This window comes from Pseudomonas sp. RL_105y_Pfl2_101 (genome assembly GCF_963970585.1).
Lineage (GTDB): Bacteria > Pseudomonadota > Gammaproteobacteria > Pseudomonadales > Pseudomonadaceae > Aquipseudomonas.
On record NZ_CAXAPG010000005.1, the window covers coordinates 199,604 to 215,070 of the forward strand.

A 15,467-nucleotide genomic window follows, 5' to 3' on the forward strand; every position below is an offset into this window, starting at 1 on the left:
CCACACCATGAGCCTCAATATTTTCTGGTTCCTGCCTACCCACGGCGACGGCCATTACCTCGGCACTGCCGAAGGCGCCCGCGCCGTCGATCACGGTTACCTGCAACAAGTTGCCCAGGCTGCGGATCGACTGGGTTTTGGCGGCGTGCTGATCCCCACCGGGCGTTCCTGCGAGGACTCTTGGCTGGTGGCCGCTTCGTTGATTCCGGTGACCCAGCGCCTGAAATTCCTCGTCGCCCTGCGCCCCGGGATCATTTCCCCGACGGTGGCAGCGCGTCAGGCCGCAACCCTGGACCGATTGTCCCGCGGGCGCGCGCTGTTCAACCTGGTGACCGGCGGCGACCCGGATGAGTTGGCCGGCGACGGCCTGTTCCTCGACCACGAGCAACGCTACCAGGCGTCGGTGGAATTCACCCGCATCTGGCGCCGGGTGCTGGAAGGCGAAACCGTGGATTACGACGGTGAGCACATCAGTGTGAAGGGCGCCAAGTTGCTCTATCCACCGATCCAGCAACCGCGTCCGCCGCTGTATTTCGGTGGCTCGTCGCAAGCCGCCCAGGACCTGGCGGCCGAGCAGGTGGACATGGTGCTGACCTGGGGCGAGCCGCCCGCGGCCGTTGCGCAGAAAATCGAACAAGTGCGAGCCAAAGCCGCGAAGCTTGGCCGTACCGTGCGCTTCGGCATCCGCCTGCATGTGATCGTGCGTGAAACCAACGCCGAAGCCTGGCAAGCGGCCGACCGGCTGATTTCCCACTTGGACGACGACACCATTGCCGGTGCCCAGGCTTCCCTGGCGCGCTTCGACTCAGTGGGCCAGCAACGCATGGCCGCCCTGCACGGTGGCAGTCGCGACAAGCTGGAAGTCAGCCCCAATCTCTGGGCCGGCGTTGGCCTGGTTCGCGGCGGTGCCGGTACGGCGCTGGTGGGCGATGGTCTGACCGTGGCGGCGCGGGTCAAGGAATACGCCGACCTTGGCATCGACACCTTTATCTTTTCCGGTTATCCACACTTGGAAGAGGCCTATCGCGTGGCGGAACTGCTGTTTCCCCACCTGGACGTAGAGCGTCCGGAGTTGCCCAAGAGCCAGGGCTATGTGAGCCCGTTCGGTGAAATGGTCGCCAACGATATTTTTCCCAAAACCGCATCCCAGAGCTGAGGCAACCATGAAGAAAATCATTCACAGCCTCGCCCCCTGGGTGGTGCCGCTGCTGTTGCTGGCGGCATGGCAACTGTCGGTGTCGGCCGGTGGGTTGTCCACGCGGATCCTGCCGGCACCCGTGGCCGTGATCGAGGCCGGGGTCAACCTGGTGCGTAGCGGTGAGATCTGGACGCACCTGGCGATCAGCGGTTGGCGCGCAGCGGTGGGCTTTCTGATCGGCGGCGGCATCGGCCTGGCGCTGGGCTTCATCACCGGTTTGTCGAAATGGGGCGAGCGCCTGCTGGACAGTTCCGTACAAATGCTCAGGAACGTCCCGCACCTGGCGCTGATTCCGTTGGTGATCCTGTGGTTTGGCATTGATGAGTCGGCGAAGATTTTCCTGGTGGCGCTGGGCACGTTGTTCCCGATCTACCTCAACACCTACCACGGGATTCGCAACGTCGATCCGGCGCTGGTGGAGATGGCCCGCAGTTATGGCTTGTCCGGCTTGCGCCTGTTTCGCCAGGTGATCCTGCCGGGCGCCTTGCCTTCGATCCTGGTGGGCGTGCGCTTCGCCCTGGGCTTCATGTGGTTGACGCTGATCGTGGCGGAAACCATCTCGGCCAGCTCCGGCATTGGCTATCTGGCAATGAATGCCCGGGAGTTCCTGCAAACCGATGTGGTGGTGCTGGCGATTCTCCTGTACGCCGTGCTGGGCAAATTGGCTGACCTTGCCGCCCGCGGGCTTGAGCGGGTCTGGCTGCGCTGGCACCCGGCGTACCAAGTGAACAAGGCAGGTGCCGCATGAACGCCCAACAACCTTCGCGCCTGCTGCGTGGCATCCCGCTGGCCGTGCGCAAGCTGCAAAAAACCTTCGGCACGCGCCAAGTGCTGCGTGATATCGACCTGCATGTCCCGGCCGGACAGTTCGTGGCCGTGGTCGGTCGCAGCGGCTGTGGCAAAAGTACCTTGCTGCGGTTGCTGGCCGGCCTCGATCAACCCACGGACGGCCAACTGTGGGCGGGCTCGGCAGCGTTGAGTGCTGTGCAACAGGAAACACGGTTGATGTTCCAGGAAGCGCGCTTGCTGCCCTGGAAAAAAGTCATTGATAACGTCGGCCTCGGGCTCAAGGGCCACTGGCGTGCGCAGGCGTTGCAGGCACTGGAAGCCGTCGGCTTGGCCGACCGTGCCCATGAGTGGCCGGCGGCGTTGTCCGGCGGACAGAAACAACGGGTGGCCCTGGCCCGCGCGCTGATTCATCAGCCACGCCTGTTGCTGCTCGATGAACCCTTGGGAGCCCTGGACGCCCTGACCCGTATCGAGATGCAGCAACTGATCGAAAATCTCTGGCAACAGCACGGCTTCACGGTGTTGCTGGTGACCCACGATGTCAGCGAAGCGGTGGCGATTGCCGATCGGGTGATCTTGGTCGAGGACGGCCAGATCGGCCTCGACCTGCCCATCGACCTGCCACGCCCACGGGTTCGCGGCTCTCATCGCCTGGCGAGCCTGGAAACCGAAGTCCTCAACCGCGTGCTGTCCTTGCCCGGTCAACCGCCGGAACCGGAACCCGTTTCACCCTTGCCCACGCAATTGCGTTGGGCGCAATAACATCCTCCAGACAGGAATCGACACCATGACCATCAAAGCCATCAACGTACGCAACCAGTTCAAAGGCACCATCAAGGAAATCGTCGAAGGCGACGTGTTGTCGGAAATCGACGTGCAGACCGCGTCGGGCATCGTCACTTCGGTCATCACCACCCGCTCGGTCAAGGAGTTGGAACTGGCGATCGGCAGCGAAGTGATTGCCTTCGTCAAATCCACCGAGGTGTCTATCGCCAAGTTGTGAGCGATGCCTGACCCACAGCCCCGGACGGTGTGAGCCCTTCGGGGCTTTCTGGTTCCTGGCGATCAGCGATCAATCAGAGCGCTTGGGCAAATACGGCGGCAGATACAGCCCCAGGTACGCATCGAACACCCGCATGCCTTCTTCGGCCATGCGCGGGGTGATCTGGCCATGTTGTTGTACCGAGCGGGCGTAGACGCGGTCGGCCAGTTCCATGGCCAGGGCGAACACGTCGACATCGCCGGGCAGGGGCGGCAGGGCGAAATGGTGATCGAACACCTTATGCATCAGGTCGCCCAGTTCGAGGTCGTGCTGGCGGTCGGCCTGAGTGACTTCGGTCAGGCCGTGCTGGGCCAGGATCAGTTGGCGAGCGGCGGCATCCTGGCTGTAGATGATGAGCATGCGCTGTTCCACCAGCCGTGACAGGTCGTGCCAGTGGTTCAACGTCGCGTGATCGATCGGTGCTTGCAGGCTGGCGCGAAAGGCGGCGTGGACGTCGGCGGTCAGGGCTTCGAGCAGGGCCGGGACGCTGGCGAAGAAGTGGTACACGGAAGAGGGCGGGATCCCGGCGCGCTCGGCGACGCTGTAGATCGATAGGCTGGCCACGCCTTCGGCTGCAAGCAGCGTACGGGCGGCATCAAGAATGCTGTCGATCCGGGCCTGGCTGCGTGCGCGGGGTTTGCGGGGGGGGGCGATGCGCGTCATGGGCGTCTCCTGCGGGGCTGCCGGGCATTGTACGAGTCGGGTCCTGTGTTGTCTGCCAGGCTGGCATCGCGGGCAGCCTTGCTCCCAGAGCAATATATTGTGAATGAGACCAAATGATCACAAAGAGCCCCTGTGGGGGCTGAGCTTGCTCGCGATCCGCCGAAGGCGGCCATTCACCCAAATAAGAAAACGCCGCAGGCCATAAGGCCTGCGGCGTTTCTTTGTTTACCGCAGCCGCTTACACGGTATGCAGGTACCAGTTGTACTCGAGGTCAGAGATGGAGTGTTCGAACTCCTCCAGCTCGCTCTCCTTGCAGGCCACGAAGATATCGATGTATTTCGGGTCGATGTACTTGGCCATGACTTCGCTGTCGTCCAGCTCGCGCAGAGCATCGCGCAAGTTGTTCGGCAAGCTTTGCTCGTGCTGCTCGTAGCTATTGCCTTCCACCGGCGCACCGGGCTCGATCTTGTTGACCAGGCCATGGTGCACACCTGCCAACACGGAGGCCATCAGCAGGTACGGGTTGGCATCGGCACCGGCGACGCGGTGTTCCAGGCGCACGGCATCGGCCGAACCGGTAGGGACGCGCAAGGCCACGGTGCGGTTGTCCAAACCCCAGGTCGGCGAGTTCGGCACATAGAACTGTGCGCCGAAACGACGGTAGGAGTTGACGTTCGGGCAGAGGAAAGCCATCTGCGCGGGCAGGGTCTCGAGCACACCGCCGATCGCATGACGCAATGCGGCGTTCTGCTCGGGATCCTCGCTGGCAAAAATATTCTTGCCATCTTTATCAAGAATCGAGATGTGGACGTGCAGACCATTACCCGCCTGGCCCGGATAAGGCTTGGCCATGAAGGTGGTGTCCATTTCATGGTCGTAGGCGATGTTCTTGATCAGGCGCTTGAGCAGGACCGCGTAGTCACAGGCCTTGATCGGGTCGGCCACGTGGTGCAAGTTCACTTCGAACTGCGCCGGGGCACTTTCCTTGACGATGGCGTCGGCGGGGATGCCTTGCTCCTTGGCCCCTTCCAGAATGTCCTGGAGGCAATCGACGTATTCGTCGAGGTCATCGATCAGGTAGACCTGGGTCGAATGCGGGCGTTTGCCGGAAATCGGCGAGCGGGGCGGTTGTGGGCGTCCATTCACGTTCTCCTGGTCGATCAGGTAGAACTCCAGCTCGAATGCGGCGCAGATAGTCAGGCCCAGTTCATCGAACTTGGTCACGACTTGACGCAGGACTTCACGCGGGTCGGCGAAGAAAGGCTCGCCTTCGAGTTCGTGCATGGTCATCAACAGTTGCGCAGTTGGGCGCTTCTGCCAAGGCTCGTTGCACAGGGTGTCAGGGATTGGATAACAGATCCGGTCGGCATCGCCGATGTCCAGACCCAGGCCGGTGCTTTCCACCGTAGAGCCATTGATATCCAGGGCAAATAAAGAGGCCGGCAGGTTGATGCCTTTCTCGTAAACCTTGTGGAGGCTGGTGCGTTCTATGCGCTTGCCGCGCACCACACCATTCATATCCGCAATCAGAAGGTCAACGTACAGAACCTCAGGATGTTCCTTAAGGAACGCGTTCGCTTCGTTAAGCTGAACGGCACGCGGGGGTACCGACATGATGCAACACCTTTGTTGTTAAAAATATCAATCATTGATCTCTTTGAAAGCCAGTCAACCCGAACGGCATGCCGAAGTCAAGCAGGGCGTTTTTTGCCCTAAAAAAGCACCGGCAGGGCTTTTTTGAGGCAATTTAGGGCGTTTTTTTCCCTTTAAGGGGCTTGGCGCCCGCAGCCTTGAGCGGGCCGTGTTGTATTTTTTACGGGGGTGTTGTGTAAAAAAATGAACAAGGCTAAGCTCGATTCAAACCCATAACAGCAATAATACCGGGGTGCTTCATGTCTCGCCTGCCGTTAATCGGCGTCACCACCTGCTCCAGGCAGATTGGTCTGCATACTTATCACACCAGTGGCGATAAATATTCCCGGGCTGTCGCGACAGCCGCCAAGGGCCTGCCAGTGCTGCTTCCGTCCCTGGCGGATCTGTTCCCGCCGTCCGATATTCTGGACGCCCTGGACGGTATTCTTCTGACGGGCTCTCCTTCTAATGTAGAACCTTTTCATTACCAGGGCCTGGCCAGTTCACCTGGCACTGCTCATGATCCTGCACGGGACGCCACCACCTTGCCGCTGATCCGCGCCGCTGTCGCTGCGGGCATCCCGGTGCTGGGCATTTGCCGTGGTTTCCAGGAGATGAACGTAGCCTTTGGCGGCAGCCTGCATCAGAACGTTCATGAAGTCGGAACGTTCATCGATCATCGTGAAGACGATACTCAAGCGGTGGATGTTCAATACGGCCCTGCTCACGCCGTGCATGTCCAGCCTGGCGGTGTACTGGCAGGCCTGGGGTTGCCTCAACAGATAGCGGTCAATTCGATCCACAGCCAGGGCATCGAGCGCCTGGCGCCTGGGTTGCGGGCCGAAGCGGTGGCGCCCGATGGCCTGATCGAGGCTGTTTCGGTGCCAGAAGGCAAGGCTTTTGCTTTAGGTGTGCAATGGCACCCCGAATGGGAGGTAAGCTCTAACCCGCACTACCTTGCGATTTTCCAGGCATTTGGCGATGCCTGCCGAGCAAGGGCAGTACAACGCGACGCCGATGCGTCAAACAACGCCTGACGACTAATAGCAGTCAGGAAACTCACGCCTAGAGGCATTTATGAGTAACAACCTCGACCAGCTCACCGATTGGTTGAAAGACCACAAGATCACAGAAGTCGAATGCATGATTGGCGACCTGACCGGTATCACCCGGGGCAAGATCTCGCCGACCAACAAGTTCATCGCCGAGAAAGGCATGCGCCTGCCCGAGAGCGTTCTGCTCCAGACCGTTACGGGCGACTATGTCGAAGACGACATCTATTACGAACTGCTCGACCCCGCCGACATCGACATGATCTGCCGTCCGGACGAGAACGCAGTATTCCTTGTGCCCTGGGCCATCGAGCCCACAGCCCAAGTCATTCACGACGCCTACGACAAGCAGGGCAACCCCATCGAGCTGTCGCCGCGCAACGTGCTCAAGAAAGTGCTCAAGCTCTACGCCGACAGAGGTTGGCAGCCGATCGTCGCGCCGGAAATGGAGTTCTACTTGACCAAGCGCAGCGACGACCCGGACTTTCCGCTGCAACCGCCCGTTGGTCGCTCCGGCCGCCCCGAAACCGGCCGGCAGTCCTTCTCGATCGAAGCGGCCAACGAGTTCGACCCACTGTTCGAAGACGTCTACGACTGGTGCGAACTGCAGGAACTGGACCTCGATACCCTGATCCACGAGGACGGCACGGCGCAGATGGAAATCAATTTCCGTCATGGCGATGCCCTGTCCCTGGCCGACCAGATCCTGGTGTTCAAGCGCACCATGCGCGAGGCAGCACTCAAGCACGACGTGGCCGCCACCTTCATGGCCAAGCCCATGACTGGCGAGCCGGGCAGTGCGATGCACCTGCACCAGAGCATCATCGACAAGGAAACCGGCAAGAACGTCTTCTCCAATGAAGACGGGACCATGAGCGATCTGTTCCTGCACCACATCGGTGGCCTGCAGAAATTCATCCCCGAGCTGTTGCCGCTGTTCGCCCCCAACGTCAACTCGTTCCGCCGCTTCCTGCCGGACACGTCGGCGCCGGTGAACGTGGAGTGGGGCGAAGAGAACCGCACCGTGGGCCTGCGCGTGCCGGATGCCGGGCCGCAGAACCGTCGGGTGGAAAACCGCTTGCCGGGCGCCGATGCCAACCCGTACCTGGCGATTGCCGCCAGCCTGCTGTGTGGCTTCATCGGTATGGTCGAAGGCATCAACCCGAGCGCGCCAGTGGTGGGCCGAGGCTACGAACGCCGCAACTTGCGTTTGCCGCTGACCATCGAAGACGCCTTGGAACGCATGGAAAACAGCACCACCATCGAGAAATACCTGGGCAAGAAATTCATCACAGGCTACGTCGCGGTCAAGCGGGCCGAGCATGAAAATTTCAAGCGCGTCATCAGTTCGTGGGAGCGGGAATTCCTGCTCTTCGCCGTCTGAAGCGCCGGACGGGGCTGCTTCAGGCAGCTTCGCCCTCACCGATTAAAGGAGAACTGGCATGACCCGCAACAACCCGCAAACCCGTGAATGGCAGGCCCTGAGCAACGATCACCACCTGGCGCCGTTCAGCGATTTCAAGCAGCTCAAAGAGAAAGGCCCGCGCATCATCACTCACGCCAAGGGTGTCTACCTCTGGGACAGTGAAGGCAACAAGATCCTCGACGGCATGGCCGGCCTCTGGTGCGTGGCCGTCGGTTATGGCCGGGAGGAATTGGCCGACGCCGCCAGCCAACAGATGCGCGAGCTGCCGTACTACAACCTGTTCTTCCAGACGGCCCACCCGCCGGTGCTGGAATTGTCCAAAGCCATCGCCGACATCGCTCCTGAAGGCATGAACCACGTGTTCTTCACCGGCTCCGGCTCCGAGGGCAACGACACCATGCTGCGGATGGTCCGCCACTATTGGGCAATCAAGGGCCAACCGAACAAGAAAGTCATCATCAGTCGCAAGAACGGCTATCACGGCTCCACCGTGGCCGGCGCGAGCCTGGGCGGCATGACCTATATGCACGAACAGGGCGACCTGCCGATCCCGGGCATTGTCCACATCGCCCAGCCTTACTGGTTCGGTGAAGGCGGCGACATGAGCCCCGAAGAGTTCGGCGTGTGGGCGGCCAACCAGTTGGAAGAAAAGATCCTGGAGATCGGTGTGGACAACGTCGGCGCCTTCATCGCCGAGCCGATCCAGGGCGCCGGTGGCGTGATCGTGCCGCCGGACAGCTACTGGCCGCGCATGAAGGAAATCCTCGCCAAGTACGACATCCTGTTCGTGGCCGACGAAGTGATCTGTGGCTTCGGCCGTACCGGTGAGTGGTTCGGTACCGACCATTACGGGTTGAAACCGCACATGATGACCATCGCCAAGGGCCTGACCTCCGGCTACATCCCCATGGGTGGGCTGATCGTGCGTGATGACGTGGTCGCGGTGCTCAACGAAGGCGGCGACTTCAACCACGGGTTTACCTATTCCGGTCACCCGGTGGCCGCGGCGGTGGCCCTGGAAAACATCCGCATCCTGCGCGACGAAAAGATCATCGAGCGCGTCCATGCTGAAACGGCACCCTATTTGCAGAAGCGTTTGCGGGAACTGAACGATCATCCGCTGGTGGGTGAAGTGCGCGGGGTCGGTTTGCTGGGGGCAATCGAGCTGGTCCAGGACAAGGTCACGCGCAAGCGCTACGAAGGCAAGGGCGTGGGCATGATCTGCCGGCAGTTCTGCTTCGATAACGGGCTGATCATGCGCGCAGTGGGCGACACCATGATCATTGCGCCGCCGCTGGTGATCAGCAAGGCCGAGATCGATGAATTGGTGACCAAGGCGCGGCAGTGCCTGGACCTGACGCTCAGTGCGTTGCAAGGCTAAGTGCTAGGCTCTGAGCGAGGTGCCTGCAAGGGCCTCTCCCAGCGAGAATAAAAGGCTGGACTTGTGTTGAAAGCCTGGCCCGTAACTTGCCAGACTGGTGTCCTGTATCACCAATACGTTCCTTTTTGACGAATGGCTGTTGTCGTCAAGCAAGGCGCCGCGGCGAGTCATAGCCCGCTACGGCGAGGAGCGGCAACGCAGCATGACGGCCACTGACGCCGTCAAAAAGGAACAAGATTTGTGATACAGGACACCGATGGCCGTTCAAGTTGCCCGCGAGCCGGCTACTGAACTGTGGCTAAGAAGAATAACTGGAGCATTTTTCATGAAGGCATTAGGTATGAAGATAGCTGGCAAGACCCTCCTCGCCATGTCCCTGATGGGCGTGATGGCGGGCGCTGTCCAGGCGGACGACAAAGTGCTGCACGTCTATAACTGGTCTGACTACATTGCGCCGGACACCGTCGCCAAGTTCGAGAAAGAATCGGGGATCAAAGTCGTCTACGACGTGTTCGACAGCAACGAAACCCTGGAAGCCAAGTTGCTGGCCGGTAAGTCCGGTTATGACATCGTGGTGCCGTCGAACAACTTCCTCGCCAAGCAGATCAAGGCCGGGGTCTACCAGAAACTCGACAAGTCCAAATTGCCTAACTGGAAAAACCTGAACACCGACCTGCTCAAGGCCGTTTCGGTGAGCGACCCGGGCAACGAGCATGCCTTCCCGTACATGTGGGGTTCGCTCGGCATCGGCTTCAACGCCGAGAAGGTCAAGGCGGCCCTGGGGGCCGACGCGCCGACCAACTCGTGGGACCTGCTGTTCAAGCCGGAAAACGCCGCCAAGCTGAAATCCTGCGGCATCAGCTTTCTCGACTCGCCGACGGAGATGATCCCGGTGGCGCTGCATTATCTGGGCTACCCGACCGACAGCCAGGACAAGAAACAACTAGCTGAAGCCGAGGCACTGTTCCTCAAGATCCGTCCTTCGATTGGTTACTTCCATTCCTCCAAGTACATCTCCGACCTGGCCAACGGCAACATCTGCGTAGCGGTCGGCTACTCGGGCGACATCTACCAGGCCAAGTCCCGTGCTGCCGAAGCCGGCGGCAAGGTTAAAGTCAGCTACAACATTCCGAAGGAAGGTGCTGGCAGCTTCTTCGACATGGTCGCCATCCCCAAGGATGCCGAGAACGTCGAGGGTGCCTACAAGTTCATGACCTTCCTGCAAAAGCCGGAAATCATGGCTGAAATCACCGACACCGTGAGCTTCCCGAACGGCAACGCGGCCTCCACGCCGCTGGTCAGCAAGGAAATCACCAGCGACCCGGGCATCTACCCGCCGGCAGACGTGCAAGCCAAGCTTTACGCGATTGCCGACCTGCCCGCCGCGACCCAGCGGATCATGACCCGCAGCTGGACCAAGATCAAATCCGGTAGATAAGCCGGCCTGAAGCATCTTCCTGTTGTCGCTGCCATCGCGGTGGCGGCAACAGGAGCCATTAAATAACTAAAAGTTTTGCTGGATCGGTTTATCGAGGGTAAGTTGCGCGCCGGTTTTGTTGCAGGGCCTCTCTTGGCCAAGTAACGGGGGCAACTTGGGCCCAACTATTTAAGAGGACCTCCACGTGCCAGTCTTTTCTTTGTTACGTAACGCCTTGCTGGTCGGTGCCGGCCTGACGCTCGCCGTCAGCGTCCAGGCCGCCTCCACCGTGCATATTTATAATTGGTCGGACTACATCGGCGAGACCACCCTGGCGGATTTCGAAAAAGCCACTGGCATCAAGCCGGTGTATGACGTGTTCGACTCCAACGAAACCCTGGAAGGCAAGTTGCTGGCCGGGCGCACCGGCTACGACGTGGTGGTGCCGTCCAACCACTTCCTGGGCAAGCAAATCAAGGCCGGAGCGTTCCAGAAGCTCGATAAGGCGCAGTTGCCCAACTACGCCAACCTCGACCCTGTGCTGCTCAAGCGCCTGGAAAAGAACGACCCGGGCAACCAGTACGCCGTGCCTTATCTGTGGGGCACCAACGGCATTGGCTACAACGTCGAGAAGATCAAGGCGGTGCTGGGGGTCGAAAAGATCGATTCGTGGGCCATGCTGTTCGAGCCGGAAAACATCAAGAAGCTGTCCAGCTGCGGCGTTTCGTTCCTCGACTCGGGTGACGAGATGATCCCGGCGATGCTCAATTACCTGGGCCTGGATCCCAACAGCGAAGACCCTGAAGACTACAAGAAGGCCGAGGCCCAGCTCCTCAAGATCCGGCCTTACGTGACCTACTTCAACTCCTCCAAGTACATCTCTGACCTGGCCAATGGCGAGATCTGCGTGGCCGCCGGTTTCTCCGGTGACGTCTTCCAGGCCCGCGCCCGTGCCAGTGAGGCCGGTAAAGGCATCGAAATCGTCTATGTGATCCCCAAGGAAGGCGCCAACCTCTGGTTCGACATGCTGGCGATCCCGCGCGACGCCACCAACGTCAAGCAAGCGCATGCCTTCATCAACTACCTGCTCAAGCCTGAGGTCATCGCCCAGGTCAGCGACGCAGTCGGTTATGCCAACCCCAACCCGAGGGCTGGCGAACTGATGGATCAGGAAGTACGCACCGACGAAGCGGTTTACCCACCGCAAGCGGTCGTCGACAAGCTCTACGTCAACTCCGAGTTGCCGCGCAAGATCCAACGACTCATGACCCGCAGCTGGACCAAGGTCAAGTCGGGTAAATAACGTCAACACTCTTAAGGTTCGTCCGCGTGGGGCGAACTGAAAATCTGCAAAATCTGTGGGAGTTTCGTAAATGGCAGTTGCCTCCGGCGCCTATAAGAAAGCCCTCGAGGGCGACCAGACACCCAAGCAGGTGTTGGTCAAAATCGACCGGGTCACGAAGAAGTTCGACGAGACGATTGCCGTGGACGATGTGTCCCTGGAAATCAAGAAAGGCGAGATATTCGCCCTGCTCGGCGGTTCGGGATCGGGCAAGTCCACCTTGTTGCGCATGCTGGCCGGTTTCGAGCGGCCCACCGAGGGGCGCATTTTCCTCGACGGTGTAGACATCACCGACTTGCCGCCTTATGAGCGGCCGATCAACATGATGTTCCAGTCCTACGCCTTGTTCCCTCACATGACCGTGGCGCAGAACATCGCCTTCGGCTTGCAACAGGACAAGATCCCGAGAGCCGAGGTCGATGCCCGTGTGGCTGAAATGCTCAAGCTGGTGCAGATGAGCCAGTACGCCAAGCGCAAGCCGCACCAGCTCTCCGGCGGCCAGCGTCAGCGTGTGGCCCTGGCTCGTTCCCTGGCCAAACGGCCCAAGCTGTTGTTGCTCGACGAGCCGATGGGGGCTCTCGACAAGAAACTGCGCTCGCAAATGCAGCTTGAGCTGGTGGAAATCATCGAGCGGGTCGGCGTGACGTGTGTCATGGTGACCCACGATCAGGAAGAGGCCATGACCATGGCCGAACGCATTGCGATCATGCACCTGGGCTGGATCGCCCAGATTGGTAGCCCGATCGACATCTACGAAACCCCGACCAGTCGGCTGGTCTGCGAGTTCATCGGCAACGTCAACATCTTCGAGACCGAAGTGGTGGACGACGCCGAAGGCCACGCGGTGCTGACTTGCAAGGACCTGGACCGCAACATCTACGTGGGTCACGGCATCAGTACTTCGGTGCAGGACAAGTCCGTCACTTACGCCATCCGCCCGGAAAAACTGCTGGTCACCGCCGAGCAGCCGGATTGCGAGCACAACTGGTCCAGCGGCAAGGTCCATGACATCGCCTACCTGGGCGGCCACTCGGTGTTCTACGTCGAGTTGCCGAGCGGCAAGCTGGTGCAGTCCTTCGTCGCCAACGCCGAACGTCGCGGCCAGCGCCCGACCTGGGGCGATCAGGTGTTCGTCTGGTGGGAAGATGACAGCGGCGTGGTGCTTCGCTCATGAACCTGCGCAAATTCAAACGCCGACTCGATCGAATAACGCCCGGTGGCCGCCAGTTGGTCATCGGGGTGCCCTTCATCTGGCTGTTCCTGTTCTTCATGTTGCCGTTCTTCATTGTCCTGAAGATCAGCTTCGCCGAAGCCGACGTGGCCATCCCGCCGTACACCGAGATCTACAGCTACGTCGATCAGAAACTGCAGGTGCTGCTCAACCTCGCCAACTACGTGTTGCTGAGCGAGGACGAGTTGTACATTGCCGCCTACCTCGGCTCGCTGAAGATGGCGCTGATCAGCACCGTCTTGTGCCTGCTGATCGGTTATCCAATGGCCTACGGCATTGCCAATGCCCGCAAAGAGATGCAGACGGTGCTGGTGCTGCTGATCATGATGCCGACTTGGACCGCGATCCTGATCCGCGTCTATGCGTGGATGGGCATCCTCAGCAACAACGGCTTGCTCAACAGCTTTTTGCTGGGCATGGGGTGGATCAGCGAACCGCTGCAGATCCTCAATACCAACTTGGCGGTGTATATCGGGGTCGTCTACTCCTATCTGCCGTTCATGATCCTGCCGTTGTACGCCAACCTGGTGAAGCATGACCCCAGCCTGTTGGAAGCCGCGTCGGACCTGGGTTCGAGCACCTTCAACAGCTTCTGGAAAATCACCGTGCCGCTGTCCAAGAACGGCATCATCGCAGGCGCAATGCTGGTGTTCATCCCCGTGGTGGGCGAGTTCGTGATTCCGGAACTGCTGGGTGGCCCGGAAACCCTGATGATCGGCAAAGTGCTGTGGCAGGAATTCTTCAATAACCGAGACTGGCCGGTGGCATCCGCCCTGGCGGTGGTGATGCTGGCGATCCTGATCGTGCCTATCATCCTGTTCAACCGCAGCCAGGCCAAAGAAATGGAGGGCAAGGAATGAAGCGCTTCAGTTTTTCAAGCCTGATGCTGGTGCTGGGTTTTCTGTTCATCTACGCGCCAATGTTGATCCTGGTGATCTACTCGTTCAACGCCTCGAGACTGGTGACCGTGTGGGGCGGCTGGTCGATCAAGTGGTACGTCGGCCTGCTGGACAACAGCCAGTTGATGGGGTCGGTGCTGCGCTCGCTGGAAATCGCCTGCTACACGGCGATTGCCGCGGTGGCCCTGGGTACCCTGGCAGCCTTCGTACTGACCCGCATTACCCACTTCAAGGGCCGCACGCTGTTCGGTGGCCTGGTCACCGCGCCGCTGGTGATGCCGGAAGTCATCACTGGTCTGTCGCTGTTGCTGCTGTTCGTGGCCATGGCACAGACGATCGGCTGGCCCCAAGAGCGTGGCATCGTCACGATCTGGATCGCCCACACCACGTTCTGCGCGGCCTATGTGGCGGTGGTGGTCTCGGCGCGCTTGCGTGAACTGGACCTGTCCATCGAAGAAGCGGCCATGGACCTCGGTGCGCGGCCGTGGAAGGTGTTCTTTTTGATCACCATCCCGATGATCGCGCCGTCACTGGCGGCGGGGGGCATGATGTCCTTCGCGTTGTCCCTGGATGACCTGGTGCTGGCGAGTTTCGTCTCCGGCCCCGGCTCGACGACCTTGCCGATGGAAGTCTTCTCGGCCGTGCGCCTGGGTGTGAAACCGGAAATCAACGCCGTGGCGAGCCTGATCCTGCTGGCGGTGTCGCTGGTGACCTTCCTGGTCTGGTACTTCAGCCGTCGCGCCGAAGAAAACCGCAAGCGCGCGATCCAGCAAGCCATCGAAGAAAGCGCCGCCGACTCCTGGAAACAACCGGAAGTCCGCCGGGCCGAGACCACGTCGGTCTAACCGACACAGGGAGCAAATGTGGGAGCGAGCAAGCTTGGCTCCCACAGGTTTTTTGGATTGCCTATAAATCCGCAGCCGAATGCAGATCCCATTGTGTGGGAGCCTGCTCGCGATAGCGGCGGGCAGGCTATTGGTCCTTCACTTCTTTAACGCGTCGTGAGCCTCCAGCGCGCGCAGGGAGTAGATGTACGCCGCGCCCGCGTTCAGGGACACCGCGGTGGCCAGGGTGGCGGCGATTTCTTCGCGGGTGGCGCCGGCCTTGATGGCCGCGTCGGTGTGTACGCCAATGCAACCGTCACAGCGCGTGGTGATGGCGACGGCGATGGAGATCAGCTCACGGGTCTTGGCATCGAGCACGTCGTTTTCAGCCGCGGCTTCATCCAGGGCCATGTAGGCCTTGACCATCTTCGGATTGCTTTTGCCCAGGGCGCCAAAGGCGCTCTTGATGGTGGGCAGCAGTTCGGACCAGTTATTGAACATCGCGTTGACTCCTATGAGAGGGGGGGCGTTGACCCCCGGTAGTCTTGACCAACAATGACGATTGAGCGC

15 protein-coding genes are annotated in these 15,467 nt (G+C 60.4%); 12 read left to right on the forward strand and 3 right to left on the reverse strand.

Annotated elements, in window-relative coordinates:
* The first annotated feature begins 7 nt into the window (after positions 1-7).
* Genes ssuD through AACY31_RS08690 form a run of 4 tightly spaced genes read left to right on the forward strand, consistent with a single transcriptional unit; the run spans position 8 to position 2,990 of the window.
* Entirely contained in the window at positions 8-1,156 is a 1,149-nt protein-coding gene (gene ssuD, locus AACY31_RS08675) for an FMNH2-dependent alkanesulfonate monooxygenase (RefSeq protein WP_339479481.1), read from the forward strand.
* Positions 1,157-1,163: 7 nt separating this feature from the next.
* A complete protein-coding gene (gene ssuC / locus AACY31_RS08680) occupies positions 1,164-1,946 on the forward strand; it encodes an aliphatic sulfonate ABC transporter permease SsuC (RefSeq protein ID WP_339479479.1) in 783 nt (260 codons plus the stop codon).
* Positions 1,943-2,749 (forward strand): aliphatic sulfonates ABC transporter ATP-binding protein, encoded by an 807-nt coding sequence (ssuB, locus tag AACY31_RS08685; RefSeq protein ID WP_339479477.1) that lies wholly within the window; start codon positions 1,943-1,945, stop codon positions 2,747-2,749. Before ssuC ends, ssuB begins: the two co-directional genes overlap by 4 nt.
* A gap of 25 nt (positions 2,750-2,774) precedes the next feature.
* Entirely contained in the window at positions 2,775-2,990 is a 216-nt protein-coding gene (locus tag AACY31_RS08690) for a TOBE domain-containing protein (RefSeq protein ID WP_003177394.1), read from the forward strand.
* Between the two features lie 69 nt (positions 2,991-3,059).
* Here the strand turns inward: AACY31_RS08690 and AACY31_RS08695 are convergent, their stop codons facing one another.
* Together AACY31_RS08695 and AACY31_RS08700 are read right to left on the reverse strand one after the other, a co-directional pair.
* The gene (locus tag AACY31_RS08695; protein ID WP_339479476.1) at positions 3,060-3,692 is read right to left on the reverse strand and encodes a TetR/AcrR family transcriptional regulator; all 633 of its coding nucleotides are present in this window, start codon (positions 3,690-3,692) and stop codon (positions 3,060-3,062) included.
* Between the two features lie 238 nt (positions 3,693-3,930).
* Positions 3,931-5,307: a glutamine synthetase family protein gene (locus tag AACY31_RS08700; RefSeq protein WP_339479475.1), complete on the reverse strand. Its 1,377-nt coding sequence runs from the start codon at positions 5,305-5,307 to the stop codon at positions 3,931-3,933.
* 278 nt (positions 5,308-5,585) lie between these two features.
* Between AACY31_RS08700 and AACY31_RS08705 the strand changes: the two genes are divergently transcribed.
* From AACY31_RS08705 to AACY31_RS08740, 8 genes are all read left to right on the forward strand, one after another.
* Positions 5,586-6,362 carry a gamma-glutamyl-gamma-aminobutyrate hydrolase family protein gene (locus AACY31_RS08705; RefSeq protein ID WP_339479474.1) on the forward strand — a complete coding sequence of 259 codons (777 nt, stop codon included), beginning with the start codon at positions 5,586-5,588 and terminating at the stop codon, positions 6,360-6,362.
* A 40-nt stretch (positions 6,363-6,402) separates the two neighbouring features.
* A complete protein-coding gene (locus tag AACY31_RS08710; protein WP_339479472.1) occupies positions 6,403-7,761 on the forward strand; it encodes a glutamine synthetase family protein in 1,359 nt (452 codons plus the stop codon).
* Between the two features lie 58 nt (positions 7,762-7,819).
* Complete coding sequence (locus AACY31_RS08715) at positions 7,820-9,184, forward strand: aspartate aminotransferase family protein (RefSeq protein ID WP_339479471.1); 1,365 nt, start codon at positions 7,820-7,822, stop codon at positions 9,182-9,184.
* 340 nt (positions 9,185-9,524) lie between these two features.
* Positions 9,525-10,622, forward strand: a complete 1,098-nt coding sequence (locus AACY31_RS08720) for a polyamine ABC transporter substrate-binding protein (protein WP_339491602.1) — start codon at positions 9,525-9,527, stop codon at positions 10,620-10,622.
* A gap of 184 nt (positions 10,623-10,806) precedes the next feature.
* Complete coding sequence (locus AACY31_RS08725; protein WP_339479469.1) at positions 10,807-11,904, forward strand: polyamine ABC transporter substrate-binding protein; 1,098 nt, start codon at positions 10,807-10,809, stop codon at positions 11,902-11,904.
* A 70-nt stretch (positions 11,905-11,974) separates the two neighbouring features.
* Entirely contained in the window at positions 11,975-13,117 is a 1,143-nt protein-coding gene (locus AACY31_RS08730) for an ABC transporter ATP-binding protein (protein ID WP_339479468.1), read from the forward strand.
* On the forward strand, positions 13,114-14,034 hold the full coding sequence (locus AACY31_RS08735) for an ABC transporter permease subunit (RefSeq protein WP_339479466.1): 921 nt from the start codon (positions 13,114-13,116) through the stop codon (positions 14,032-14,034). Before AACY31_RS08730 ends, AACY31_RS08735 begins: the two co-directional genes overlap by 4 nt.
* Positions 14,031-14,918 (forward strand): ABC transporter permease subunit, encoded by an 888-nt coding sequence (locus AACY31_RS08740; RefSeq protein WP_339479464.1) that lies wholly within the window; start codon positions 14,031-14,033, stop codon positions 14,916-14,918. Before AACY31_RS08735 ends, AACY31_RS08740 begins: the two co-directional genes overlap by 4 nt.
* Positions 14,919-15,056: 138 nt before the next feature.
* Here AACY31_RS08740 and AACY31_RS08745 read toward each other — a convergent pair whose 3' ends face one another.
* Positions 15,057-15,398, reverse strand: coding sequence for a carboxymuconolactone decarboxylase family protein (locus AACY31_RS08745; protein WP_003206631.1), 342 nt, complete (start codon positions 15,396-15,398; stop codon positions 15,057-15,059).
* Between the last annotated feature and the right edge of the window lie 69 nt (positions 15,399-15,467).

What these genes read in the sequence shown, in the direction of transcription:
- AACY31_RS08735 (WP_339479466.1), top strand. Translation starts at nt 13,114, where the DNA reads ATGAACCTGCGCAAATTCAAACGCCGACTCGATCGAATAACGCCCGGT.
- AACY31_RS08740 (WP_339479464.1), top strand. Translation starts at nt 14,031, where the DNA reads ATGAAGCGCTTCAGTTTTTCAAGCCTGATGCTGGTGCTGGGTTTTCTG.
- ssuC (WP_339479479.1), top strand. Translation starts at nt 1,164, where the DNA reads ATGAAGAAAATCATTCACAGCCTCGCCCCCTGGGTGGTGCCGCTGCTG.
- AACY31_RS08710 (WP_339479472.1), top strand. Translation starts at nt 6,403, where the DNA reads ATGAGTAACAACCTCGACCAGCTCACCGATTGGTTGAAAGACCACAAG.
- ssuB (WP_339479477.1), top strand. Translation starts at nt 1,943, where the DNA reads ATGAACGCCCAACAACCTTCGCGCCTGCTGCGTGGCATCCCGCTGGCC.
- AACY31_RS08720 (WP_339491602.1), top strand. Translation starts at nt 9,525, where the DNA reads ATGAAGATAGCTGGCAAGACCCTCCTCGCCATGTCCCTGATGGGCGTG.
- AACY31_RS08705 (WP_339479474.1), top strand. Translation starts at nt 5,586, where the DNA reads ATGTCTCGCCTGCCGTTAATCGGCGTCACCACCTGCTCCAGGCAGATT.
- AACY31_RS08690 (WP_003177394.1), top strand. Translation starts at nt 2,775, where the DNA reads ATGACCATCAAAGCCATCAACGTACGCAACCAGTTCAAAGGCACCATC.
- AACY31_RS08730 (WP_339479468.1), top strand. Translation starts at nt 11,975, where the DNA reads ATGGCAGTTGCCTCCGGCGCCTATAAGAAAGCCCTCGAGGGCGACCAG.
- AACY31_RS08700 (WP_339479475.1), bottom strand. Translation starts at nt 5,307, where the DNA reads ATGTCGGTACCCCCGCGTGCCGTTCAGCTTAACGAAGCGAACGCGTTC.
- AACY31_RS08745 (WP_003206631.1), bottom strand. Translation starts at nt 15,398, where the DNA reads ATGTTCAATAACTGGTCCGAACTGCTGCCCACCATCAAGAGCGCCTTT.
- AACY31_RS08695 (WP_339479476.1), bottom strand. Translation starts at nt 3,692, where the DNA reads ATGACGCGCATCGCCCCCCCCCGCAAACCCCGCGCACGCAGCCAGGCC.
- AACY31_RS08715 (WP_339479471.1), top strand. Translation starts at nt 7,820, where the DNA reads ATGACCCGCAACAACCCGCAAACCCGTGAATGGCAGGCCCTGAGCAAC.
- ssuD (WP_339479481.1), top strand. Translation starts at nt 8, where the DNA reads ATGAGCCTCAATATTTTCTGGTTCCTGCCTACCCACGGCGACGGCCAT.